Genomic DNA, 25,130 nt, shown 5'->3' on the forward strand with positions numbered 1-25,130 from the left:
TTTAAGCGTTGGCAATTCCGATTACTTGCTTAATTTCAAAATCCGAAATGCACCTTGTATTACCACTATAAAAACGATTGTTCCAACAATTAAATCAGGTTTGTTGGAATTTAGCCAATTCACTAAAATTCCTGCGATTATTACTCCCAAATTGATAATCACGTCATTTGATGTAAAAATCATACTCGCTTTCATATGTGCCTCTTCTTTGCTCTTTGACTTTTGCAAAATGTAAAGACAAATTCCGTTTGCGATAAGTGCTAAAATCGAAACGATAATCATCGTTGAAAAATCGGGAAGTTTCTCGGCTCCAAAAAATCTTCTCAATACTTCCACAAATCCGATAATCGCAAGTGTTATCTGAAAATAGCCTGCAATTTTTGCAATCCGTTTTTTCTTAATCAACGTTCCACCAACCGCAAACAAACTAATGCCGTACACGAAACTGTCCGCAAGCATATCTAAACTGTCGGCAACCAATCCCATTGATTTTGAGATGAGTCCTGTTGTCATTTCGATAATGAAGAAGACAAAATTTATTGCCAATACAATCCAAAGTAGCTTTTTTTGGTTGGTGTTTTCTTCAAAATCTTTTTCGTTGGTTTCTTCGGTCGAAATTTTCTTTCCGCCTAATTTTAATTCGATAATTGACTTTTCAATTTGGTCGTTATGACCATCGTGAAAAACGGTCAATTTTCGGTTGGGAATGTCAAAATCGAGATTTTTGATTTCTTGAATTCCGTCCAATTTCATTCGTATAAGATTTTCCTCGGAAGGACAATCCATTTGATTGATTTTAAATATCGTTTTGTTCATTTTAGTCGTCATCTTCGTTTCCAAAAGGTTTGATTATTACTCCAACGCTAAATATAAAACCGTCTGTTGGTGCATAAATTTCGGAAAATTCTGGATTGTCGTGTGGTGGCAAAACCAAAGGCGAGAACCTGCTTTGTCTTCTATCGGTAAAGTTTTCAAAATTCACAAAAGCACTACCAAATTTAAAGTTTCGCATTAACAATAATCCCATCGTTACAAAATCGGTTGTTTCAGTTCCATTTGACAAAAATTGTTTTCCTGTGTAAAACGTTTCATAACCGATTCGCCATTTTTCAGATTCGTACATCAAAACACTTCCTGCGTTATGTTTTGCAGTTAGAGGTTTTTGTGGATTGCCAGCCAAATAATTCAATTTTGTGTCAATGAGTGCATAATTCAAGAACCAACGAAAATCTTTATAGGTAAACTTGATGTTTGTTTCAGCACCTTTGCTCAAAATTTCATCTGTTGCATTCTCAAATTGGAAAAATCCATTTTCGGTTGAATTTAACAGTAATGCATCATTAATCGCAGTTACATAAAACAGTTGATTAATAGAAAAACCAACGGTTTCAAATAAACGTGTTTGATAGTTGAAATCAAGATTTACTCCATAAGAGCGTTCCGCATTTAGTGAAGATTTATCAATACCAAGTACATTTTCGAAATTGATAAATTCTGCCTCTTCTGTAAAAATATCTGGAATTTTGTAGCCTAAACCACCACCAATTCTGCTGGAAAATCCGCTATCGTATTTGTATAGCAATGAAACTCGTGGAAGCGGAAAGAAGCCAAAATCAGTATTGTAATCTGCTCGCAATCCTGTTTCCAAAATCCAATTATCCGAAATGTCATAAATGTTATTTACAAATGCTCCATAAGTTATATCCGTTTGGTCGCGTTGCAAAGTTGCATTATCATTTTCATCAAAATCAGAAGTATATAGGTTTGCACCAAAAATCCAATCAGTTTTATTGGCTGACTTTTGATAGTTTATTTCTGTGAATGTATTGGTTTGTTTACCGTCAAATGTAAAATCGGGAATGGTCAGTTCTCTGTCAAAGAATGAGATACTGTTTTTAATATTTAATGAACTAACCGAATCTAATTGAGTTTCGTAAACCACTTGACTGCTCAATCTTTTTGATAGATTTTCTTCGGTATATTGATGGATGCCATTTTCGCCACTTTCAATTTTTGTGATGTCGCCACCAATTCTGTCGTCATACGTTCCGTTTAAGCCAAACCAAAATGTTGTTTTTTCTGATGGATAATAAAAGAATTTTGGGTTGAAAGAAATAGATGTTGTTTGTGGTAAATTACTAAAGCCATCATCATCTGGGTCGTAAGCCTTTTGATAATGACCTGAACCGTATAATGAAACTCCAAATTTTTCATTTCGTTTGCTATAAAATACATTCGCAGTACTTCCTAACGCTTGTGTTTGTGTCAACATAATATCCAAAGTTGGTTCTTCATCTGGTGTTTTTGATACCATATTTATCAAACCTCCAATTGCTCCACCACCATAAAGTGTTGATGAACTTCCTTTAATAATTTCAAATTGTTTTAAGTCCAATGGCGGAATTTGCAGAATACTCAAACCGCTTGAAAATCCGCCATAAAGTGGAAATCCATCTCGTAAAAGTTGTGTGTAACGTCCATCAAGACCTTGAATTCTAATGTTGGTATTCGCACTACTTAAAGAAGTTTGTTGCATCTGTATTCCTGTACTTTCCCGAAGTACCATTGAAATATTGGTTGGGTTCATTACCGCTTTTTCGCTTAATTCTTCCGCTCCAATAAATTCAATTCGAGTTGGAATTTTTCTTACTGTCCGTGTACTTCTTGAAGATTGTATGACAACTTCGTCAAGTTCATTACCTCCCGATTCGAGCTTGAAAGCGAACTCCTTTTTTGTTCCAACATCAATAGTAGTTTCTATGGTTTTGAAGCCTATGTATGAAATTTTTATAATGTGGTTTCCATTTGGGATTTCTGTAAATGTGGCAATTCCGTCAAAATCTGTTACTGCTCCTTTTTCTAATTCTTCAAAATAGACGGTCGCTCCCAATAATGGTTCGTTGGTTTCTGCATCTTTCACAGAAATGGAAATATCGCTCGTCTGTGCGAACGTTATAATTGATACGAATAGAAATAATGTATTCAAAAATATGTTTTTCATCTGCTTATTCTGGTTTAAAAGAATAATGCAAATGTATTTAGGATTTACTGCAACTCGATTGCAAAGATTACTTGTTACAGTTGTCGCATAGACCTTTTACGACCATATTTGCTTGTTGTTGTTTGAAGTTTTCAGGAAGTTGAATTTTGGGAATAGGAACATCAAAAAGGCAGAATGTTTTATCGCAGTTTGTGCAATAAAAATGATAGTGCAAATCCTTTGGGTCGCAGTTACAACCTTTTGCACAAACCGCATATTTGGTCATTCCAGAACCATCTTCAATGCTGTGGATAACTTTGTTTTCCTCAAATGTTTTCAGCGTTCTGAAAATCGAACTTCTGTCCGTGTATGCCAATGCGTTTTCAATATCTTTCAATGATTGAGCTTTTTCTTGGCTCAAAAGATGTCGTAATACCACAGTTCTGACTGCGGTGTTTTTTACTTTTTTTATTTTTAGGATTTCTTCTTCGGTTTGCATTTTCCTAATGTATCATTTTTTTCGAGCGTTGGCGAAAAACAGCTCTTTTATTTTTTTCAGCGGTGGCTTTTTGCGGTTGGAAAAAAATAAATGTGCTGTTTGTGCGGTTGGCTTTTTTAGTTCAAATGTTGAATTTAGCACGATTTTTTGCATTATGCACAACGGTTTTGTATATGAAAAGTAGCGGATTTTTTGCACGAACTTTTCGGTTTAGCACTGACGATAAATTTACATAAATCACTTAAATTTAAGCACTAAAACCGCTATTTTTTATATACTTTGTTGGCTGTAGTTTTTTTATTTCGTATTTAAAATTCAGAACATTCAATCCGTAAAAAGTCAATTTTTGATTTGCTGTAATTTTTCCGTTTTCTGATGATACGGTTAAATTGTCTTTAAAAGACTTTATGAACTTAGTCCATAAATCTCCCTTTTTATCCTTTAGTAAAAAGTAAAATCCACTATCTCCAATTTTTCTTCCTGCTGACTTTAAAATTAACTCTCCGTTTTCTCCAACAACTGGCTGTAAAATTACTGTCGCACTTCCGTTTGGTAATGGGAAAATGGCTTTTATGCAAGCTTTTCCATTTGGAATTTTACAAGTCTCATAAACACCTGAATAGATTATTTGATTTGTTTGTTTAAATCTCCTTAACCAAATTGTTCTTTTTACTTTCTCAGTAGTTTTGTCGGTTAATTGAACAATTTCGCTATTCATTTCTTGAGAATTTTTATTATTTCTCAAAGGAATATTTAGTTGTTCAAGTCTCTTGCTAAAAAGGAATTTTAATAAATAACCGAAAACTAGAAAAATAGGATTCCATTTTGTTGTCAAGTAGAGTTTATAATTACTTGTATTCTCATAAAAATCAATGACGTTTTTAGAAAGTCTATTTTTTTCAGATGAAGGCAAATTTAGTTGTTCAATCGATTTTAAAAGTCCTTTGTTTTTACTGGATTTAGAAATTGATATATTTTCACTTTCTGCTAATTGATTAATAAATATTTCCCCAATTCCGTTATTGTTTCCAAATGGACCCAAGAGCCATTTGTATTCTTGGGAATTAATTTTTTTGCCAAATAAAATAACCCATTGTTGCGTAACCCAATCTTGAAAGTTCTGTTTATTCGAGGCAAGTTCCATTTTTAGTCAGATAATTTAGTATAATTTCCTTTGCCTTTCCAATTTCCGAATTCAGATAGTGGTTTAAATCTCAATGTAGTAAATTCAAAGTGAAAGTTTTTTCGTTCTCTTTCTTTCATTGCATCAGAATGTCTTTTTGGTTTAGGGACTTTACTATGACCGTGAACCATTTTCTCCATTTCTTGTACATTTTTCCATATTGAGAAAGTCGAAATTGTGTTGGGGAACTTAAAAGAAGCAAGTGATAATAATGTGCTCGGATGGTCTCTTACTAATTTTTCTACTGGTCTTCCCCAATGTAAAAACCTTGGAACTGCAAGAGGTTTCATTCGAGCAATGGTTACAGCGACAACAGGTGAGTTTGAATTTTCTAAGATTTCTTTTTCTTTAGGAACTTTGTAGCCTTTTATTTTTCCCCAATCTCTCATAAAACCTAATCGAACGTGCCAACCTTTTTTGATTAATTTACCAAATTTGTCATTGTTCAAGAAGTCATCTAAGTCTTTTTCACTTTCCCATTGTGCAAATATTGCTATCTCTCTTATTAAAAATCGATTATTAGAGAAAATAGGCGAACCTAAAGTCATTGAGGTCATATATTCTGAATAAATAAGACCTTTGGTTTTTGTGCTTATTAATTTTGAAAATAAACCTTTAATCGCTGTCCAAGTTGGAATTTTTACAAGATGAAAAGAGGATATGCTCATTTTTTGGATTGGAAGTTTCTTGTTTTGTTGCGATTTTCAAATTACAGCCAACGTGTTTGTATAACAATCAGTTGCGGATTGGTTGAAAACTAAGATAGCTAAAATTATCGACTTTTATGCTTGCGCGGTTGTGTCCGCAGGACACAAAGCCGCAATTGTTGTTATACGTTGTTAGCTGCTGGCTTTTTTATTCAATTTCAATATCTTTTGTTTCTTGGTCTAACTTTCCTTTAAAATTTGGAACTGGTCTCTCTTCTTTCTCTAACTCAGTTTCGACTATTCCGTTCTCTTTAATGTCTTTAATCAACCATTCCATTTCCATAATTTCTTTGCGTTGAGCTTTAATAATGTCGTCTGCAAGTTTTCGAACTCTAACGTCTTTTATTTTTGCTCTTTCGCTCGTCAATATCGCAATTGAATGATGTGGAATCATTCCTTCCATATAATCGGTATCAGTTACAGTTACCTGACTCCTTACCAACCAAATTGCTCCAATTATCATCAAAGCTCCCAATCCAAATATTGCAGTGTTAGCTTTTTTACTCTTATACATATTAAGCATATAGAGAAGCATAATGATTATCATTGAGCCACCCATAATAATGGTCATAAATAATCGAGTTTCACTAAACCAAAAGTGGTCGACTATTTGATAAGAATGAGTGTACATTAAAAAAAACATTGCAATCATTGAAGTCGCAATCATTGCGAAAAATTTCCCGTATTTCTTTTTACTGTTATGTTCGTTTTCCATTTTGTTTAAGTTTTAAGTTATTTTTTATTCAGCTTGCAGCTAACGGTCTCGTATATGAAAAGTAGCGGATTTTTCAGTACTAACTTTTCAGTTTATTACATTTTTTAAATTTACAAAACCAACTTTGATTTAAGCACTTAAACCGCTATTTTTTATATACATTGTTACCTGCTGGCTTTTTTCTTTTCATTCAGTTAGCGTTGGCGTGAAAGCTCTTTGCAACCGCAGGAACGAGGATTGCAATGTGCTTGAGCTTTGCGTTGGATTTAAATCAAACTGTATGTTTCACTTGGTGGAAATAATAATTCAATTCCTTTAGGTTTAATTTTAAATAAAGGTCCTTTTTCAACCACTTTTCCTTTTGAATTTCGTTTTATTAAATGGTCAAGTGTTATAATTCCTTGTTCAATTAATAAATCAAATTGAGATGTAATTGGTTTTTTCGTGTGTTCAACCAATTTGTACTGAAAATGTTCTCGATTATCTATTTTAATACTTTCTGCTTCAACCCAAAAAGTTTCTTTGTGTTTTGATTTAAGTCTATTGTGTAGCTTGTCCAAAGTCCAAACCACAAAATCTCCAATTTCAGGTTTATCAGAGTTTTCAATCAGTTGCTTGATGTCACTATCAATTCTCATATTTAACCCTTGTGAGTTTCTTGTAATTGCCGAAACTGTACAATACAGTTTAAAGTCATCTTCACGTTCGTAGCCAAAAGCATCTAAAATTTCTGCTGAACTTTTGAACTTACTTAATTTCCAGTCAGGAACTTGAGCGAACAAATTTTTTCTGTTTGTTCTACTGTTTCTGAAAGACTTTAGTTCAATACCTTTATAATCTGGCTGTTTAGAAGAATTAATATCTATTCCCAATGCAGTTTCAAGCGTTCGACCAACAGACGTATCAGCATCTACCATTGAAGGAATTGGTCCTGAACCTGCAATTTTTCTTAACATTGATAAAAGCTCCAGAGCAACCTCATTTTCAGTTGTATTAATTGCATTGATTAACTCTTGAAATGGATTTTGAATTGAAGAATCAATCAACGTTTTGACATCAAGTTTTGTTAAGTTGAAAATTTGAAAACTATCGTTAAAGTAAGTGATTGCAATAATATCGTTCGGGTCAGCAATCTTCGTTAAACTATAAAACCAAATCCTTGGGTCTCCGTTTTTAGTTTGAGGTCTATACAAAGAGGCTTTTGACTTTATTGTTTTGAATCCTGTATGAATTACTGTTGGAATGATAATCTTATTGTCTGGACCTTGCTTTTGTAATTCGTAATCGTGAATTTCTTCACTTTTCAGATAGCTACGAACAGAACCAGTTGCATCCATAATCGATTTTTTTAAACCTGTTTCTGTAGGTTCAATTAACGAAAGAGCAACTTGGTTTTTAGTCAATAATTTTATCTTTTCGTGTTCTGTGTTGGTAAGTTTTCTCACTTAATGTTTTTTAAAATTTCACTTGCGACTGCTCTTGCTAATAACGGTGGAACTGCGTTTCCAACCAAAGTGTATTGTGGAACTTCTGTTTTTCTGTTATTACCACCTGTCGAACGCTTGCCCTGAAAAACAAAAGAGTCATCAAATGACTGTAAACGAGCCATTTCTCTAACAGTTAACGCTCTTGGTGTGTTATAATGAATATAATCATCAGGAATTGTCATAACTGTTGGACTTTGCTCATTTGGTTTTAAAACATTGTAGTTTCGTTTGTTGGAAGTTAAACCGCATTTGTCCAATTCGAATTGGGCATCTTTATAACTGCCATTCTTCAGAATAACATCCAAACGCTTAATTACAGTTTCACTTTGATTGCTTGTTTTATGATTGTTCAGTAAGTCAAAGTATTTTTCTCCTGCTTCAAGTGCTTCTGAATTTTTCACGTAAAACGGTTTGGTTTTTGGTTGAAAACGTTCAATTAATCGACCATTTTTTGACCATTCAGAATACGATTTTCCTCCTTTTGAAATCGGTTTGCCATCAATACTTCTTTTCTTGAGAAGACTTGCCATTTTTTTTGCTGTTCCGTTATATTGTTTTGAAATATCCACCAATTCATAGCGGTGTGCTTCTTGGTTATTTCCTATAAAATCTAAATCATAAAGTGCTTCAAAAATGGTTACTTTTTCATTTTCTGAAACTGTTGAAGGAATTTCTGAAATGAATTTTTGGTCTTTACGGCAACCGATAAAAAGAACTCGTTCTCTGTTTTGAGGAACACCATAATTTGAAGCATTGGCAACAAAAGGCTTTTCTATTTTGTATAGTCGAATTTTTTCTAAAATAGAATTCAATTCTTTTTTTTGAGAGGTATTGCAACTCGATTTCAATATGTCGATGGATTCATCAAAAGAGGTTGCATAAATTTTTAATGTAGTAATTATATCGTTGCAATCTTTTTTGAAAGTTGCTGGAATTTTTAATGATTTAAATGATGTTTCAATTCTTGAAATAATTTTTTCAGGACTAATTTCGGTTAGGAAATCTGTAAACGCATCTGCAAAATCATCACTATCAATGTTGCAATAGTCTTTTTCTTTGATGATGTCACGTTTTAATTTACCCCATTGTTTAGTTCTTGACAATAGTTTAAAACCGTGTCGAATTGTATTGATGTTTACGTCAGTTTTACTCGTTTTGTAATCTGCAATTTTTGGCGTTATTTTTCTAAAACGGTTATCAATAAAGTTGATGTATTCCTCTCTTCCAGAATCTTTGTCTTTTTCGAGCAACTTTTCAAGTTCTACTTTTTTAATTAAGCAATCGTATATAAACGAATTCGATTCTGTTCTGTTTTTCTTGATAAATGTTATTAAAAGAGGGATTTCATTAATATCAATGATTGAATTGATTTCATTAATAATCAATTCTTTTATTTTTCCGCCTTCTTTTGTTAGAATACCTTTTACGTTTTCCATTACAAAGTATTTTGGTTGCAATACTTTTATAACTTCTAAATAGTGTGAAAATAGGTCGTCCTTTTTGTCAAATTTTTTACGTTTTCCAGCTAAACTGAAACTCTGACAAGGTGGGCCACCACAGACAACATCAATTGTTTTTCCATCAATTTTTTCCAGTAAATTATCTAAAAAATCAGGTTCGGTTATATCTTGTGTTAAAAATTTAGCATCTAAACCTAATTGATGATTATACCTTACTACGTGAGTTAATTCACAATTTTCATTAATGTCATTTGCTACAATGAAATCGTAAAACTTGTTATTATGTTCAGCTTGTAAAAAGCCTTCGCTAAAACCGCCAGCACCTGCAAATAAATCTACAAATGTAATTGGCTTTCCATACAGAGATATTTGCTCTTTAACTAAATTGACATTATTGTTTTCTTTGTAGTTTTCTATATGCTCGTTTAGAAGAGTCTTGACCTCATTTTTATCAAATACTTTTTTATTAGAATGATGCAAAATTTCGTCTGCTCTTTCGTTTAGAAAGTTTAAGTAATGATTTATTTCTCGGGTTTCGTAACTAGTTCCCGTTGCTCGTTGTTTAGTTTTATTGAAATTCTTTGATTTAATTTTTTGACCAGTTGCTAACTTTACTTGATTTCCATTGCAGTTAATTCTCAAATGGATAGGCGAAAGTCCTTTTTTGTCGGGTTTATCTAAATAGAAATTTATTGTTGCCATAATTTTTAACGGACGTTTTTACGTACACGGACAAATTTACGGACATTTTTGAAAATTCCTATTATTATCATCAAAATGTTGGTTGGAAAAGGCAAGTTCTTTTTATTTTGTGAGGCACGAGCAAAATGAAATGTGCTTGACTGTGCGGCTGGATTCAGCTTGCAGGTAACGGATTTGTATATGGCTCGTAGCGTGCAAATTAGCGATTATTTTTCGGTCGAGGCACAAGCCAGATTTTTAAATTTTACTATTTATCTTTTTTTGGAAATCGTCAAATTTAAAAATTTAGCGACTTTCCAAATATGTCTTAACTTCATTTAAGCAACTGCCCAGCTATGAGCTATATACGGTGTTGGCAATAGTATTTATTCGATTTCTATCAAATTTTCTTTCTTAATCAATCTACCTCGATTTCCTTTTTCAATTATTAAATGATAGTCTCCGACTTTTCCAATATTCTTACATTTTATTTTATTATATTCTTTTTTAATTGGATTAAATATTGTAACATAATCATTTTTATTTGATAAGTTTATTTTTGCAGACACTTTAGCTTGTTCAATAACAATCAGATTAATACACAAAAAAACTATTAAACGAATAATAATTAATTTTTCTGATTTATCAGATTTTCGCATATAAATAACCCTTTTTATAGCTCTGTATGCGATAGTCATAGTTATCAATATGATTATTAAATTTAAATCAATCGCACCATTGTCGTTTTCATAAATATTAGTATTACTTATAATTAATTCGCTGAAACTTTTTTCAATTGTTACCAATGAGAAAAAGTCTAATTTAAAATATAATAGAGTTATAAATATCAAAACAATTATTGATAAGAAAAGCTTTATAAATCTAAAAATCGATTTTTTATTTATTCTGCGGCTGTAAGATTCAATTAGAAGTGCTATTGAAATAATACACAGAAAACCAAAAAAACCAGGGACTAATTGTATGATTCCATAAATCAATTTTGAAAATACATCTAGACTATCTGCATATGAAAAGTAGTTTATTTCAAAAGTTTGAAAGTATGAGTAAGTAAATAGTGCATTTAAAAATATAAAATATACCGTGATCATTTTAACTGATATTTCGCTATTGATATATTTTAAAATTTGTGTTTTCAATTTTTTTTATATTATTGCCAACGGTCTTGTATAACAATCAGTTGCGGGTTGATTAAAAACTAAGATAGCTAAAATTACCGACTTTTATGCTTGCGCGGTTGTGTCCGCAGGACACAAAGCCGCAATTGTTGTTATACGTTGTTATGCCACGTTTTTATTCCGATTTCAATTGTTTTTATCAAAGATTTTGATATCCAATTTAGAAACTTTTTGTCATTAACATAATTCACATATTTTGGTGAATATTTGTAATAAAACGAAATAAACTTTTTCCCATATCGATACTTACTTAAAATATTATCTCTATAATCTCTTAAAAAAAGAACGTTTGGATGGTCATAATCTCCATAAACCATCGTTGCTACATAACATCCTTCCTTCTTTTTGTTTTCTATTTCTCGTAATCTATCTCTTTCTGCGCTATATTTTTCTAATAATGTATCAATTTTTGATGGGTTTAAATAATGAGCCTTAAGTTCATTTAATTCAGACAATGATGGTTTAGTGCTCAAATGAGCAATTTTATTGTAGAAACTCTCGTATTTATAGTTTTCTTCGCTGAGAAATAAATATTCGTCATCTTCTGTATGTTTACTACCGGTTATTTTAAAAGTTTCAATTAAGGAAAAGTCAGGTATTGAGTACCTATCTATAATATGACCCTTTTCTTTGTAGTTATTATAATCTACAAATGGTTTCCATACTTGATTTTTTGACTTTACTTTATGTAAAATTGGATATTCTACGAGGTCCACGTAATCATTTTTTGGCTCTCTTACCCAATTGCCATATTTAAATGGAACTACAATTTTGTTTTCAACACTTAAAATTCCAATTCTTGATACAGACTTTTCATAATTGCTAACAACCATACTATAATTTGATAGAACTCTCATTACATAATATGGAATATTAGTTTTTTTAAGTTTATTGTTCAGAAAATACGGTTTCAAGTTTGAATGCATCGCGGTAAGATGCATTATATAAAGTTTATCATTTACCTTATATGTATATCTTATTTTTTCAGATTTTGGCTGTCCATCTCTGTTAATAGAGTACAGGTAATATCGGGTTCTTGCACTTTGGTAATTACTAATATTATGTTCTTCTACGACATAATCATTTTGTTTAAATTCTGAAACGCCGTTGCTGTCAAATTTACTTCCGTGAATAAATCCAAATTTTTGAGGTAGTTCTGTTTTTTGTTGTTTTATTTTTAGAAGTTTATTTACAGAATACTTGGTTTGCAAAAAATGATAAAACCACAAAAAAGATTTTTGTTCAGCCTCATTTTTTATAATGTAAATATGACCGAAAATTTTGGAAATTCGATTTTCTTTTGAAGTTCTCGTATTTAATGTATTTATGAAGTAGGGGTAACTATAATTAGGCCAGTTTGAATAAAAATCTTCAAACTCGAAATGTAAATTTTCTAAATTAGATAAAGAGTATTCAAAATGATTGTCTATAGTTGTACATTTTGAAGACAGATTATTAAATTGGTCTGTGAATTTTTTTGCAAATTCAAAATCATCGTATGTTATCTGAATGTTTTCTTCGTTAGAAGAAGCATTTATTGTCCAATTATATGAGCCGTTGATAACTGTTTGGTTATCTATGATACAAAATTTATTGTGCATCAATTTTTTTGACAAAAAGATTTTAGCTTTACTATAATATAAATCTTTAAATAGCTCTTTTTGATTAACGTGGTCATCGTAAATTATAATCTCAACATTAACGTTGTTTTTTATTAATGCATTAACCTCTTTGATAATAGTTTTGTCAGTAAACCAAGCTACAGCTATTTTTAAATCTGAATTACAGTCACGCAGATTATCAATAATGTTTTTACGTATATTGGTAAAGTGAACTTCTTGATTCATAAATCTTACAGATGATTTTTCAAATGTGGCATAACGGTTTTGGCTATGGTTTCGTTACGGAATGGTACGCGAGTATCATTCCGCAGTAACCATAAATTTAGCAAAAAGGCTCGAAATTCCGATTAGGAATTTCAGCCGTAATGAACTATAGCCTGTGTTGGGCACAGTTATTTATATTTTATTACACGGATTATTATTCTTTTCAGAAGTCCGTTTTCAATTACCTTTTTTTCAGTCCAATTGTCAAATTCGTCCATTTTATACACGAATTTCTGATTTGACAGCAATGAATCTGTATCATTATATTCCTTAAGTCCGATAAAATTCTTTCCGTCAAATTCATATACTGCTTTTCGGTTCTGTCCTTGTCTGCGAAGATTGATTGATAAAATACTATCAACTTTTTCGTCAGTATTGAAGTATGTGCTTACCGTCGTATTTCTAATGGTATCATTAGTTTCTTTGTCAAGAAATATTTGTCTCATTATTGACTTCTCTTTGGTATCGTCATTCCTGTAATAATAAGTTTCTATTTGCTCAAACCTTTCGGTTTCATTATCTAAAATTCCGCTTGATTGAAAAAGCAAAGAGTTTTTGTATGAATAGTTTACTTTAAATGGTAGACTGTCCGCTGACATTTTCACAATCTCTTGCTTTAATCCGTCAAAATAGTCATAGATATACTCAATTTCCATTTGTTCATTGTCAAACAAAGTTCTTCGAGTTTGAAGAGCTAATTGGTCGTCATCTCTATATTTTTTTATTGCAATTAAAAGTGTGTCGCGAATTTCGTTTTTTAAAGAATCTTCTTGAATGCGAATCGTAAATTCAGTTATTTCTTCAGCACTTTTAGTCAATCCGTTGTCCCAAATCTTCTTTTGTTTACTGCAACCAATTATGGATAAAGAAAAAAATAATATCAGTAGTCTGTTCATTTGGTTTTAATTGTGCCCAACGGTCTCGGCTATGAGTAGTTGCGTGATTTAGCACTTAACTTTGCAAGTACACACCAAGCTGAAAATCCGCAAGGATTTTCAGAAGTAGGCGAGAACCAGCAATTACTTATAGCCATTGTTGTAATGCGTTTTTATTTATAGTATTCTATTTTTCTTATCCATTTGTATAATTGAACTCCGTTTACTTTTTTAATAATTTCATTCCAATTCCCTTTAGCATCATATTTGTACTCAAAATCCACTTGGTACTTTTTCATTTCTTTAGATGGCCAATCTTCTTCTTTATATTCTAAAGATATTATTTTGTCATCTTTATAGATATATTTCTCAACTCTTTTAGCATCTGATTCCTTTTCAGAACAACAATACCTTTTAATTAATCGATTTTTTTTATCATATACAGAGTGATTAAAAGTTGGTTTAACCTTTATATAACCATTTATTCTTTTAGTTTGAATAAGATTATTGTTTTTGTCATATTCATAAAATATGTTTTCAACTAATTTTGGGTTTTTATGATTTTCATCATCTTCATATAAATCAAAACGTTGTCTTTGGATTAATCTATTAGATTCATCGTACCTATAGACAAAATCTTTGTAGATACTCCCTATAGAGTCGTGAGCTCCATAAGACCAACTTTTTTCTCCAATTTTTTTCCAGCTATTTGGGTTTTTATAAATCCGATAAAGTAATTTTCCGTCAGCATTATATTTGTATATATATTCATCTGTATTTCCGTAATCGTCGTGAGATTTAAAACGAATTAATTTACCTTCTGCGTCAAATCTTTTATATTTGAAAGAGAAAATATCATATTCAAAGTTTTCGTAAACGATGTTTTCGTGATAATCATTTTCGTAATAATGAGTTTCAGTACCAACCGAATATTTAGATGAATCTATTTTTCTAGTCAGCCTATCCTTTTTGTCATATTTGTATTTGTAAGAATCCATAAATGAATCCTTTTTTGTAAACCAAATATCTTTTGTTATTTTTCCTTTTTGATTAAAATGTCTCTCATAGTTTATGTAGTAACAGAATTGGGTCGAGTACCAAGTTCTATTAAATCTAGATATTGTTGATTCTGGTCCCATAAAACCTGAATGACCATAATCGTCATAGTACAGAAATTGAGGATTTTCTTTTTCTGTAAGAAATTCAACTTTCTCTCTTATTTTTTTGACTTTCCCATAAATAGAGTCTTTTTGCTGACCAAAACAAATTGAAAATAAAAATAGTAGTGAAATTGTTAAGAGGTTTGGTTTTTTCATTTTTGTTAGTTTTCAACTAAATTATTTTACGTTTAATAATTCAAAAAAGATTAAATGAGTAAAGTCTTATTTTTTAGTGTGACTGTCTATTTGTTTGTTAAATGCATTACAACTAGTTTATATACGTATATTTTTGCTTTATAGCTTCCTTTTTTGGAAGGATATGCGGAATAATAATTGTTTTTTATACGACTATGATTCAGCAATTTTTAAAAGCAATTTTTTCATTTAAACCAAAAATAATATAAAATTTATAAATTTTCAAAAGGATTTTTAATATTTGATAATTTCTTGCTAGAAACATGCGTGTAAATCATCGTGGTTTTCGGACTACTATGCCCTAACAACTCTTGAATATAGCGAATATCAGTGCCGTTTTCTAACAAATGTGTAGCAAAACTATGACGTAAAGTATGTAAAGTAACAGGTTTATGAATTCCTGCTAAGTATAAGCTCTTTTTTAATACTTTTTGCGAGCTCGTAGCCGAATACATCAACCCATTTTTTCCTTCAAATAAAAAATGGGTAGGTTTGTATTGCTTATAATATGTTCGTAACAATGTTAAAAATGAAGGAGCCAATAATGTGTATCGATCTTTTTTACCTTTTGCATTTTTAATATGAATAAGCATTCTTTTACTATCAATATCCTTTAACGTTAATCGTAAGGCTTCACCAATTCGCAATCCGCCAGAATACAATAAGCTAAGCAGGGTTTTGTGTTTTAAATTATGAGTGTTGTCTAATAACAACTTAACTTCCGAAAGACTTAAAACCACAGGTAATTTCTTTTCTTTTTTAGGACGTTGAATAGCTAAGCTCTCTATTTCTAAGTTTTTATATTCTAAATATTTTTTAATACCGTTAATACATTGATTTTGGTAAGAAATAGATCGGTTTTTTCGTACAATAAAATCGTAATTAAATTGCTCTATTAGCCTTTTGTTATAGTCAAAGTTGTTTTTTAAAACACAATATTTAATAAAAAAGTGAGCTACTTCAATATAAGTATTTACAGTATTCTCACTATACCTTTTTTCTTGAAGCCAACGTTTAAATCGTTTTATATCAGTCAATTTTTCATAAGGAATAATAACCGTGTGTATATCATTTTTTTGAGGAAGAGAATTTATGACGCTCCAATTGTTGTTTTTTATATGTTGAAGAAGTTTCTCTTCATTTTTTAATGAATAAGGAATGTAAAAAGTTTTATGAGTTTTACTCCATTTTACCGTTTCAATAGATTTTATAGATGTCTTTATATCATCATGATAGCCAAATTTAATAGCAATTTGTAAATGTCCTTTATGATTAAATTGGCATAAGGTAATTTCTTTGGATAACTTTTTCATACTGCAACTATTACACTATCAAAAATAGCAAAAAAATATTTTATTTGATAATAAGGGCTTTATAAACACAATTGTTAAAACCCTCGTTGTCGTTTGGCTTCAAAAGTTAAGATAGCTGCAGCAACCGATACATTCATGGAGTCTATTTCACCTTGCATTGGGATGTTGATGTTTTGGGTAGCTTCGTCTCGCCAAATTTGTGTTAAGCCTGTAGCTTCGGTACCTACTACCAAAGCCGTAGCTTTTGTGTAGTCATTTTTATGGTATTCGTTTGAGTTTTGTAGCGTAGCACTATAAATATGGATGTTGTGCTTTTGTAAAAAAGCAATAATTTCTTCAGAAGAACCTACACCAATTTGATTGGTAAACACACAGCCTACACTAGAGCGAATGATGTTGGGATTGAATATATCCGATTTAGGATTTGCAATAAAAACAGCATCTACATTCGCAGCATCGGCAGTACGTAACATCGCACCTATATTTCCTGGTTTTTCAATACCTTCCATAACCAATACGAGTGGAGTAGTGGTGTTGAATTCAATAGAATTTACATCAAAACTTTTAGATTTAACCACAGCAATAATGCCTTCTGTAGTATCACGATAGGCAAGTTTTTGATATACTTCTTTTGTAATTTCGATGCAATTAGCCGTTTGATTTTTTATTTCAGTTAGATTTTCTTCTGTGAAAAGTTCAGGTACAAAAAGTACAGTGTCAATTTCATATCCACCTTTGAGTACTAACGAAATTTCGCGTTGTCCTTCAACTAAAAAAAGTCCTTTTTTCTTACGTTCACGCGATTTTTCTTGAAGCTTTAAAAGCTCTTTTATATAGGCGTTTTGTGTACTGCTAATCTGTTTCATTCTTGCAAAAATACGAATATAGACTTAATCAATTACCTAGAGAGAAATACATGAGTATAGAAAAGAAATGATTTAAAGTCAAGTTGCAGGAAATTAACTGTTTGGCTGTAGTTTTAGAATAAAAAAAGCTCGGTTGCCCGAGCTTTTTTGAGAAAAAATTATTGTCATTTCAAACATAAGTGAAATGGAAGGAGAAATCTTAAGTTCCAATAGTGTTTAATCTTAAGAAAAAAACTTACTCATTTTAATGAGATTTCTCACTATCGTTCGAAATGACTAAGTCAATTTAGAAAGATGTTTTATTGATTCTTATACTTATCAGAATAACGTTTCCATAATTTGGTTTGGTGCGATTCTAAACTAATCTTTCTTCCTTGAATAAAAGCTTCGTTTAAAATATTTGTACGCATATCTAAAGCATCTCCTTCAGAAATAAATAGGGTAGCATCTTTACCAACTTCTAAAGTACCTACTTTATCATCAATTCCTAATATCTTGGCATTGTTACCTGTAATTAACTGCACTGCTTTTTCTTTATCTAATCCGTAAGCAGCGTAAGTACCCGCATAAAAAGGAAGGTTACGTGTGCTCATACGTTCCATTTCTCCTTCCATACCTAAACCAACTAAGATACCTGCATCAGCTAATATTTTAGCTGCACGATAAGGTCTGTCATAATCAGTATCTTCACCATTAGGTAAACGGTGAGCACGTTCTAAAATAACAGGAATGTTGTTAGCATTTAATAAATCGGCTACTTTTTCAGCTTCTTGTCCGCGTACGATTACGATGTTTTTAATACCTAATTCTTTACAAGTATTTACCGCATCGGCAATTCCTTTTTTACCAGATACGTGTACAAACATTTTTTGAGAACCGTTTAAAACACCTTGTAAAGATTCATAAGGTAAGTTTTTTGTAGATTTATTGCTGGCTAAATAACTTTTTGCGTTGGCAAAAAAGTCTTTAAATTCCTCAATGTTTTTTTGATAGTTTTTATTTGGTTTTAAACCAGGATCTTCTCCCATCCACCAACGACCACGGCTAAAAGCATTAGGCCAGTTCATATGAATTCCGTCATCAGTTTTGATAGAAGCGTCTTCCCAATTCCAAGCATCTAGTTGAACAATAGAAGAGGTACCAGAGATAACTCCGCCACGAGGCGCTACTTGAGCCATTAATACTCCGTTAGGACGCATCGTTTCTACTACTTTGCTTTCGGTATTGTAAGCTATAATACTACGGATGTGAGGCAACATGGTACCAACTTCGTCAACATCTCTTGTAGCACGAACGGCATCAATTTCAGCTAATCCTAAAGAGGTGTTTGCAGCAATAAATCCTGGATATACATGTTTTCCTTTTGCATCAATAACGGTACCCATGCGGGCAATTTTCATTTTAGCACTTCCTACAAACTTAATTTTTCCGTTAGAGAACATAATTAAAGAGTTTTCAATCACTTCTCCATTACCTAAATGTGCCGTAGCACCTTCAATAGAATAATCTTGAGTTTGCTTAGGTGCTGGTGTTTGTTGGGCTAATATGTTTCCTAAGAATAAGAAACATACCAAACTATATATTAATTTAATTTTCATGTTTTGTATTTTTAAGTTCTTATTCTGTATCACAGTGAAATAATTTTTGAGTTTTTTTCTTAGGAGCTTGTGTTTTACCACCTTTTAACTTCTCTTGTAACATCATGTTGATCAATTTAGCACGTTCTGCTTTGATAGCTTTACGTTTTTCTAAATCTTTTTCAATATCGAAGTACATTGCTCCATCAATAATTGTTTTCTCTGCTTTTGAGTACACAGATAAAGGGTTTCCGCTCCATAGAACTACATCGGCATCTTTACCTACTTTAATACTGCCTGTACGATCGTTTAAGTGTAATAATTTCGCAGGATTGATAGTTACTGTAGCCCAAGCTTCTTGCTCACTCATTCCACCGTACTTTATTAATTTGGCAGCTTCTTGGTTTAATCTACGAGACATTTCAGCATCATCAGAATTAATAGCAACGGTAACTCCTTGGTTGTGCATAATTGCCGCGTTGTAAGGAATAGCGTCGTTTACTTCATATTTGTATGCCCACCAGTCAGAGAAAGTAGAACCACCAACTCCGTGTTCTTTCATTTTATCAGCAAGTTTATATCCTTCTAAAATATGAGTAAACGTGTTGATGTTAAAGTTGAATTGTTCAGCTACTTTCATCAACATATTAATTTCTGATTGAACGTAAGAGTGACATGAAATGAAACGCTCTTTGTTGATGATTTCTGCCAAGGTTTCTAACTCAATATCTTTACGATACGGTTGTCCGCTCTTCTTTTTAGCATCGTATTCTTTAGCTCTTTGGAAGTAATCGATATATACTTGTTCAACTCCCATACGAGTTTGAGGGAAACGAATGGTGTTAGAATCTCCCCAGTTAGATTGTTTTACGTTTTCACCTAAAGCAAACTTGATGAATTTAGGGGTGTTGTTGTATAATAATCCGTCAGCATTTTCTCCCCATTTTAGTTTAATAATAGCAGAGCGTCCTCCAATAGGATTGGCAGAACCATGTAAAATTTGAATAGAAGTAACACCACCTGCGATGTTTCTATAAATATTAATATCGTTAGGATTAATCACATCTTCAATAATTACCTCAGCTGTTGAGTTGTGACCTGATTCGTTTACAGCTGAAGTAGCAATATGTGAATGCTCATCAATAATACCTGCGGTTACATACTTACCAGTTCCGTCAATAACTTTTGCCCCTCTTGAAGATAAGTTGGTACCTATTTTAGCTATTTTTCCATCTTTAATTAATACATCTGTATTGTTTAGTACTTCGTTGTTTTCAGAAGTCCAAACCGTAGCATTTTTAATTAAAATAGTTTCATTTTGAGGTTTAGCAGCGTTACCATAGCCTACATTAGGGAAAGAAACAGCAAAAACTTCAGGTGTTTTGCCGTCTTTTTTCTTGTCTTTCTTTTTCTCATCTAGTTTAGAAGTATAAGTAGCTGACCATTTACTTTCGTTTCCGTTATTATCAATAGCGGTACCTTTAATTTGTTTCTTCTCTAATTGACCAGTTAAGCGCGTAAAATTATCACCTTCTCTTAAAGTAATGCTTACCCAATCATTAGTAAATGAAAAGTTTGATTTGATTTTCTCCTCACCTTTTTTAATTTCTGCAGTTTGTTTAGCATTTGAACCTGTAATTGCCATAGTATACGTTGAACCATTAACATTTAAGGCGTAATTACCCGTAATATCTTTAATATCCATTGAGTTAATGGTGTTTTTATCACCCTGTACCCAGTTTTCATATAAAGTAGTTTGTTTGTCAAAAATATCACCAGAAGTAATTAAGAAATTTGCATAGCTTCCTGCTTTTAAGTTACCTACTTTAGTGTTTTTTAAAATGTTAGCAGGAACAGTTGTCAATGCTTCCAAAGCTGTAGTTTTATCTAATCCGTAAGTAATAGCTTTTTGAAGATTGCTATTAAACTCTTTTACTTTCTTTAATTTATAGGTAGTTAACGCAAAAGGAATCTTGTTTTTTGCTAAAATTGAAGGATTTGCTGGTTCTTGATTCCAAGCGCGCATATCACTCAACGCAATTTTATCCGTTAAAAATGGGTTAGATACATCGTAAGCTTTTCTAAAATTAATAGGAAGGATATAAGTAGCATTGGTTGCTTTTATATCATTAATTCTTTCGTACTCATTTCCTCCACCTACAATGGTATATTGAATTCCAAATTCGTCACCAATTTTATCAGCACGCATATTATCTAAATATCCACCTGCATTAAATATTTGAGGTAACTCATTTTTATTGTTTAGAGCTTCTAAAGCTAAATCGGTATTTTTTGCATTTCCTTTAGCATACCAATCAGCATCTAAATAGGTTTGACGTAGTAAAGCCATAGCTCCCATACGTGAAGTTGGGTAACTTTGACGTGATTTTACACTTTTAGAAAACGACAAGTAGTTTCCTGATTTTTTATCTAGAATTCGATACGCGTCAGTATTGTTAGGATTTAAGGCAACTAGCATTCCGTTTCCTTGCATTATACCATCTTCTAAGTGCGTATTAACAGCACCAAAACCAGCAGCTAATAATTCTTTAGCTTTTTTAGCGTCAAATTTGAATTCTGAAACAGGATCTATATCAGGACGAATATGATCGTTCCAATAATATCCTTTTCTGCCAGCATCGTATTGAGGTCCTTGTCCGCGACCACCTTCTCTTTTTGGTTTTTCAATACCAAAAGTGGTATAAACATCTACAAAAGAAGGATAAATAGATTTGCCATCAAGATCGATAGTTTGTGCTTCGTTAGGAATGGAAACAGATTTTCCTACAGAAACCACTTTTCCGTCTTTTACAAGTAATGTTCCTTTTTTTACTACTTGGGTAGGGGTAACGTAAATAGTAGCATTGGTAAATGCATACACGTTGTTTTTGGATGACTTTACTCCTGTGTTGGTAGGAAAGTACTCTTGTGCAAAAGAACTACTAATACACAAGGATAAAAGTAAGAATAGTATTTTTTTCATTTAAAATTGAGTTGATTAGCTTATAAAAATAGATAGTTAAAGAGGAAAACAATTCCTTTTAACAAAACATTAAGAATTAATCACAGGGTGATAGCCAAGAATTTAATCCACCAAGGCTTACTTAATAGACTTAAAATGGGTTTTCTTATAGTTCTTTGTTTACTTACCCTAAGATAGTTTAGTTAAGAACTAGCTTTCCAATCTTTTCATGACCAGATAACCAGGCTGTATTACTGTCAATAAACTGAATAGCATAGTAGCTTTCCTTGCTTATTTGTTTCCAAGTATGCCCACCATCGTTAGAAAATGAAACTCCAGTTTTTCCAACCGCAAAAACCTCTTTTCCGTTAGTATTAGGCACATATTGCACACAGCTTTTATAATTAGGATTTTGATTGTTAGCTACAAGTGTCCATGTTTTTCCTCCATCAGAAGTAACAGCTTTGTTAGCAAGATTATCTTCAGGTTTCGAATAGTTTCCTCCGATAGCAATTCCGTCGTTTTCATCGTAAAAATCGATAGAGTAAATTCCTTGTGGACCATCTCCCTGAACTATTGGCGTATCAAAAATCTCCCAAGTGTTTCCAAAGTCGGTAGATTTTAAAATACGTGCTTTGGTTCCTCCAGAACCTATCCAAACAGTATTGTTTACAATAGCAATATTGGTGTTACTAGCAGCAAAAAAGGCTTCACCTTCTTCAAAAGTTGGTAATTGAGAACATGGTAGTTTAGTCCAAGTATTTCCTCCGTCTGAGGTAAGAATAACAGACGGACAATCTTCTGTAGGATCACCAACGGCAATACCATGTTTTCCATCGGCAAAGAATTGCATGCAGTCGTAAAAAACTTTTTCGTGTTCTTCCGTATATATTAATTCATACTTATTTTTATTTCCTTTATATAGTAAGGCTGGGTTTGCTACTGATAAAGCAAATATGTTTTTACCGTTTTTGGCAATGCTTCTAAAGTGTGGAATAATAGTGTCGTTATACTTTAAACTTTGTGTTTGCCATGTTCTACCACCATCTTTTGTTGTAGTAATATCTCCTTTAGAGCCTGCAAAAATTAATTCATCGTTACTAATAGCTAGTATAGCTCTAATACTAGTACTATCTTGTTTAAACTCGGTAATTTTAATAGTTTCAAAAGTTCTTGGGGCTTTCTTTTCTTGCTTACAAGATAGTATTGTTAAAGAGAGTAAGAAAATGAATGATAATCGTTTCATGTGTTTGTTTTAGTTGTTTTAAATGGAGCAAGTAACCTTAGAAATTTAAATTAATTAGTAAATATGTAGAGAAAGTTTACTTTACCTATGTTGGTTCCATATTTTTGATATTTTTACAGAACTAAAAATAGGAAAACCAAACTTAAATCAATGAAAAAAGCCCTAGTAATTTCAGGAGGAGGAAGTAAAGGAGCCTTTGCGGGCGGTGTTGCACAATACCTGATGAAAAATAAAAATAAAGATTACGACATGCTTTTAGGAACATCAACAGGTAGTTTAATGGTTTCGCATTTGGCTTTGGGTATGATTGATGAATTAAAAGAAATATATACATCGGTAGATCAAAAAGCTATTTTTAGTAACAGCCCGTTCAGAGTAAAATCGGTACATGGAGAAAAGGTAGTTTCTATACGACATAGAAATACTTTTTGGAACTTTTTAAACGGTCGTAAAACCTTTGGTGAGAGTAAAAACCTACGAAAGCTTATAAGTAAAAGTGTTACTAGAGAGATGTACGATGAAATTAGAAGACTGAATAAAGAGGTTGTAGTAACAGTATCTAATTTAACAGCGAATCAAATTGAATACAAATCTATCTTAGAATGTGAATATGAAGATTTTTGCGATTGGATTTGGGGTTCGTGTAATTATGTGCCTTTTATGAGTTTACTGGAAAAAGATCATTGTCAGTATGCAGATGGTGGTTTTGGAAGTTTAATACCTATACGAGAAGCTATAGCAAGAGGTGCGACGGAGGTGGATGCTATTATTTTAGCAACGGAGGTAACACAAATGAATAGATTACCTGCTAAAAACCCTTTTTCACTAATGATGGATACCTTTGATTTTATGTTGGAGAATGTTGAGCGACATAATATTACCATAGGAAAGCTTTCTGCAAAACAACATAATGTAAAGCTGAATTTATACTATACACCAACGGTATTAACAACGAACTCGTTAGTTTTTGATAAAGAAAAAATGAAGCAGTGGTGGAAATCGGGGCATAAATACGCGAAAAAACTAGATGATGATAGAATGACAGAGTTTAGACCAGAGATGGTAGATAATCAAGAAATAGAGGAAGGAATAGAAAATAGTGAAGTATGAAGTTTGGAAAAGTAGCACAACCAGAGTTAATAGATTTTACATTACCTGAAACACACCCTAAAACAATAGAGCTATTAAACTCTTATGAAAAGAGTGGTACACCTAATGTGTATGTGGGCTGTGCAAAATGGAATAAAGCAGATTTGAAAGGATTTTATCCGAGAGGAACTAAAGATGAATTGGAGTATTATTCGAAACAATTTAACTCTATAGAACTTAATGCTACTTTTTACCGACAGTTTCCTGCAGAACAGTTTGAAAAGTGGAAAGCTAAAACTCCTGAGAACTTTAAATTCTTTCCCAAACTAGGGCAGGAGATAAGCCACTGGAAGCGTTTACAGGGTGTACAAGATGCGGTAAATGTGTATTTAGACAATGCTTCGCATTTGCAAGAGAAGTTAGGTACCATCTTTTTACAGTTACATGCTAATTTTGGAAATAAAAACTTTGATAGATTACAAAACTTTGTAGTAAGTTGGCCTAAAGCTATACCATTGGCTATAGAAGTACGCCATCCGGATTGGTTTGAAGATACAACGGTATTTGATGAATTTACAAAGCTGTTTGAAGAATATAACATAGCCAATGTGTTAGTAGATACAGCAGGTAGAAGAGATATGATGCATATGCGCTTAACGAATAACGAAGCTTTTGTTCGTTATGTTGGCGCAAATCATCCGTCAGATTATACACGTTTGGATGATTGGGTGGTTCGTTTAAAAGAATGGAACGATGTAGGATTAGAGAATATTCATTTTTTTATCCATCAAAACTTAGAAGTAGAATCACCATTGTTGGCAGCCTACTTTATAAAAAAGCTAAACAAGGAATTAGGAGTAGACTTAAAAATTCCTAATGAAGAGAATAACCAACAAATGAGTTTGTTGTAATTTGTCTTAAACTTCAGACAGTACTGTCTTTAATCACAAGACAATGGTGTCTAATGGTACCGTATGCTAGTGTCGTGTGTAATAAGATGATAGGTTATTGAATAAATAGTATTAAAAAATCCAGCTGAGTAAGCTGGATTTT

Annotated in this window: 19 protein-coding genes; 2 read left to right on the plus strand and 17 right to left on the minus strand. The window is 32.1% G+C overall.

The window, feature by feature from the left end:
- Positions 1-21: 21 nt before the first annotated feature.
- The 17 genes from Q0663_RS09210 to Q0663_RS09290 form a co-directional block, all read right to left on the minus strand.
- Complete coding sequence (locus Q0663_RS09210; protein WP_299009818.1) at positions 22-816, minus strand: cation diffusion facilitator family transporter; 795 nt, start codon at positions 814-816, stop codon at positions 22-24.
- Between the two features lies 1 nt (position 817).
- Positions 818-3,001, minus strand: a complete 2,184-nt coding sequence (locus Q0663_RS09215) for a TonB-dependent receptor (RefSeq protein WP_299009821.1) — start codon at positions 2,999-3,001, stop codon at positions 818-820.
- A gap of 67 nt (positions 3,002-3,068) precedes the next feature.
- The gene (locus Q0663_RS09220; protein ID WP_034257669.1) at positions 3,069-3,479 is read right to left on the minus strand and encodes a Fur family transcriptional regulator; all 411 of its coding nucleotides are present in this window, start codon (positions 3,477-3,479) and stop codon (positions 3,069-3,071) included.
- 247 nt (positions 3,480-3,726) lie between these two features.
- A complete protein-coding gene (locus tag Q0663_RS09225) occupies positions 3,727-4,623 on the minus strand; it encodes a hypothetical protein (protein ID WP_299009831.1) in 897 nt (298 codons plus the stop codon).
- A gap of 2 nt (positions 4,624-4,625) precedes the next feature.
- Positions 4,626-5,330 carry a hypothetical protein gene (locus Q0663_RS09230; protein ID WP_299009837.1) on the minus strand — a complete coding sequence of 235 codons (705 nt, stop codon included), beginning with the start codon at positions 5,328-5,330 and terminating at the stop codon, positions 4,626-4,628.
- Between the two features lie 187 nt (positions 5,331-5,517).
- Positions 5,518-6,084, minus strand: coding sequence for a DUF305 domain-containing protein (locus tag Q0663_RS09235; protein WP_121667396.1), 567 nt, complete (start codon positions 6,082-6,084; stop codon positions 5,518-5,520).
- Positions 6,085-6,350: 266 nt separating this feature from the next.
- Complete coding sequence (locus tag Q0663_RS09240; protein WP_299009839.1) at positions 6,351-7,529, minus strand: MvaI/BcnI restriction endonuclease family protein; 1,179 nt, start codon at positions 7,527-7,529, stop codon at positions 6,351-6,353.
- The gene (locus Q0663_RS09245; RefSeq protein WP_299009841.1) at positions 7,526-9,733 is read right to left on the minus strand and encodes a DNA cytosine methyltransferase; all 2,208 of its coding nucleotides are present in this window, start codon (positions 9,731-9,733) and stop codon (positions 7,526-7,528) included. Before Q0663_RS09245 ends, Q0663_RS09240 begins: the two co-directional genes overlap by 4 nt.
- A gap of 365 nt (positions 9,734-10,098) precedes the next feature.
- Positions 10,099-10,869, minus strand: coding sequence for a hypothetical protein (locus Q0663_RS09250; RefSeq protein ID WP_299009844.1), 771 nt, complete (start codon positions 10,867-10,869; stop codon positions 10,099-10,101).
- Positions 10,870-11,000: 131 nt separating this feature from the next.
- Positions 11,001-12,755: a phospholipase D-like domain-containing protein gene (locus Q0663_RS09255; RefSeq protein WP_299009847.1), complete on the minus strand. Its 1,755-nt coding sequence runs from the start codon at positions 12,753-12,755 to the stop codon at positions 11,001-11,003.
- 167 nt (positions 12,756-12,922) lie between these two features.
- Positions 12,923-13,690 (minus strand): hypothetical protein, encoded by a 768-nt coding sequence (locus Q0663_RS09260; protein ID WP_299009849.1) that lies wholly within the window; start codon positions 13,688-13,690, stop codon positions 12,923-12,925.
- A 152-nt stretch (positions 13,691-13,842) separates the two neighbouring features.
- Entirely contained in the window at positions 13,843-14,985 is a 1,143-nt protein-coding gene (locus tag Q0663_RS09265) for a hypothetical protein (RefSeq protein ID WP_299009852.1), read from the minus strand.
- A gap of 251 nt (positions 14,986-15,236) precedes the next feature.
- On the minus strand, positions 15,237-16,337 hold the full coding sequence (locus Q0663_RS09270; RefSeq protein ID WP_299009855.1) for a tyrosine-type recombinase/integrase: 1,101 nt from the start codon (positions 16,335-16,337) through the stop codon (positions 15,237-15,239).
- 74 nt (positions 16,338-16,411) lie between these two features.
- A complete protein-coding gene (locus Q0663_RS09275; protein WP_299009891.1) occupies positions 16,412-17,203 on the minus strand; it encodes an RNA methyltransferase in 792 nt (263 codons plus the stop codon).
- A 299-nt stretch (positions 17,204-17,502) separates the two neighbouring features.
- Positions 17,503-18,801: an amidohydrolase family protein gene (locus Q0663_RS09280; RefSeq protein ID WP_299009895.1), complete on the minus strand. Its 1,299-nt coding sequence runs from the start codon at positions 18,799-18,801 to the stop codon at positions 17,503-17,505.
- A 19-nt stretch (positions 18,802-18,820) separates the two neighbouring features.
- Entirely contained in the window at positions 18,821-21,763 is a 2,943-nt protein-coding gene (locus tag Q0663_RS09285) for an amidohydrolase family protein (protein WP_299009898.1), read from the minus strand.
- A gap of 178 nt (positions 21,764-21,941) precedes the next feature.
- On the minus strand, positions 21,942-22,988 hold the full coding sequence (locus Q0663_RS09290) for an oxidoreductase (RefSeq protein ID WP_299009901.1): 1,047 nt from the start codon (positions 22,986-22,988) through the stop codon (positions 21,942-21,944).
- Positions 22,989-23,138: 150 nt separating this feature from the next.
- Between Q0663_RS09290 and Q0663_RS09295 the strand changes: the two genes are divergently transcribed.
- Both Q0663_RS09295 and Q0663_RS09300 read left to right on the plus strand, forming a co-directional pair.
- The gene (locus Q0663_RS09295; RefSeq protein WP_299009904.1) at positions 23,139-24,098 is read left to right on the plus strand and encodes a patatin-like phospholipase family protein; all 960 of its coding nucleotides are present in this window, start codon (positions 23,139-23,141) and stop codon (positions 24,096-24,098) included.
- Positions 24,095-24,988 carry a DUF72 domain-containing protein gene (locus tag Q0663_RS09300; protein ID WP_299009906.1) on the plus strand — a complete coding sequence of 298 codons (894 nt, stop codon included), beginning with the start codon at positions 24,095-24,097 and terminating at the stop codon, positions 24,986-24,988. Before Q0663_RS09295 ends, Q0663_RS09300 begins: the two co-directional genes overlap by 4 nt.
- The last annotated feature ends 142 nt before the right edge of the window (positions 24,989-25,130 follow it).

It is taken from the genome of uncultured Tenacibaculum sp. (assembly GCF_947504135.1).
In the GTDB taxonomy this organism is placed as follows: domain Bacteria; phylum Bacteroidota; class Bacteroidia; order Flavobacteriales; family Flavobacteriaceae; genus Polaribacter.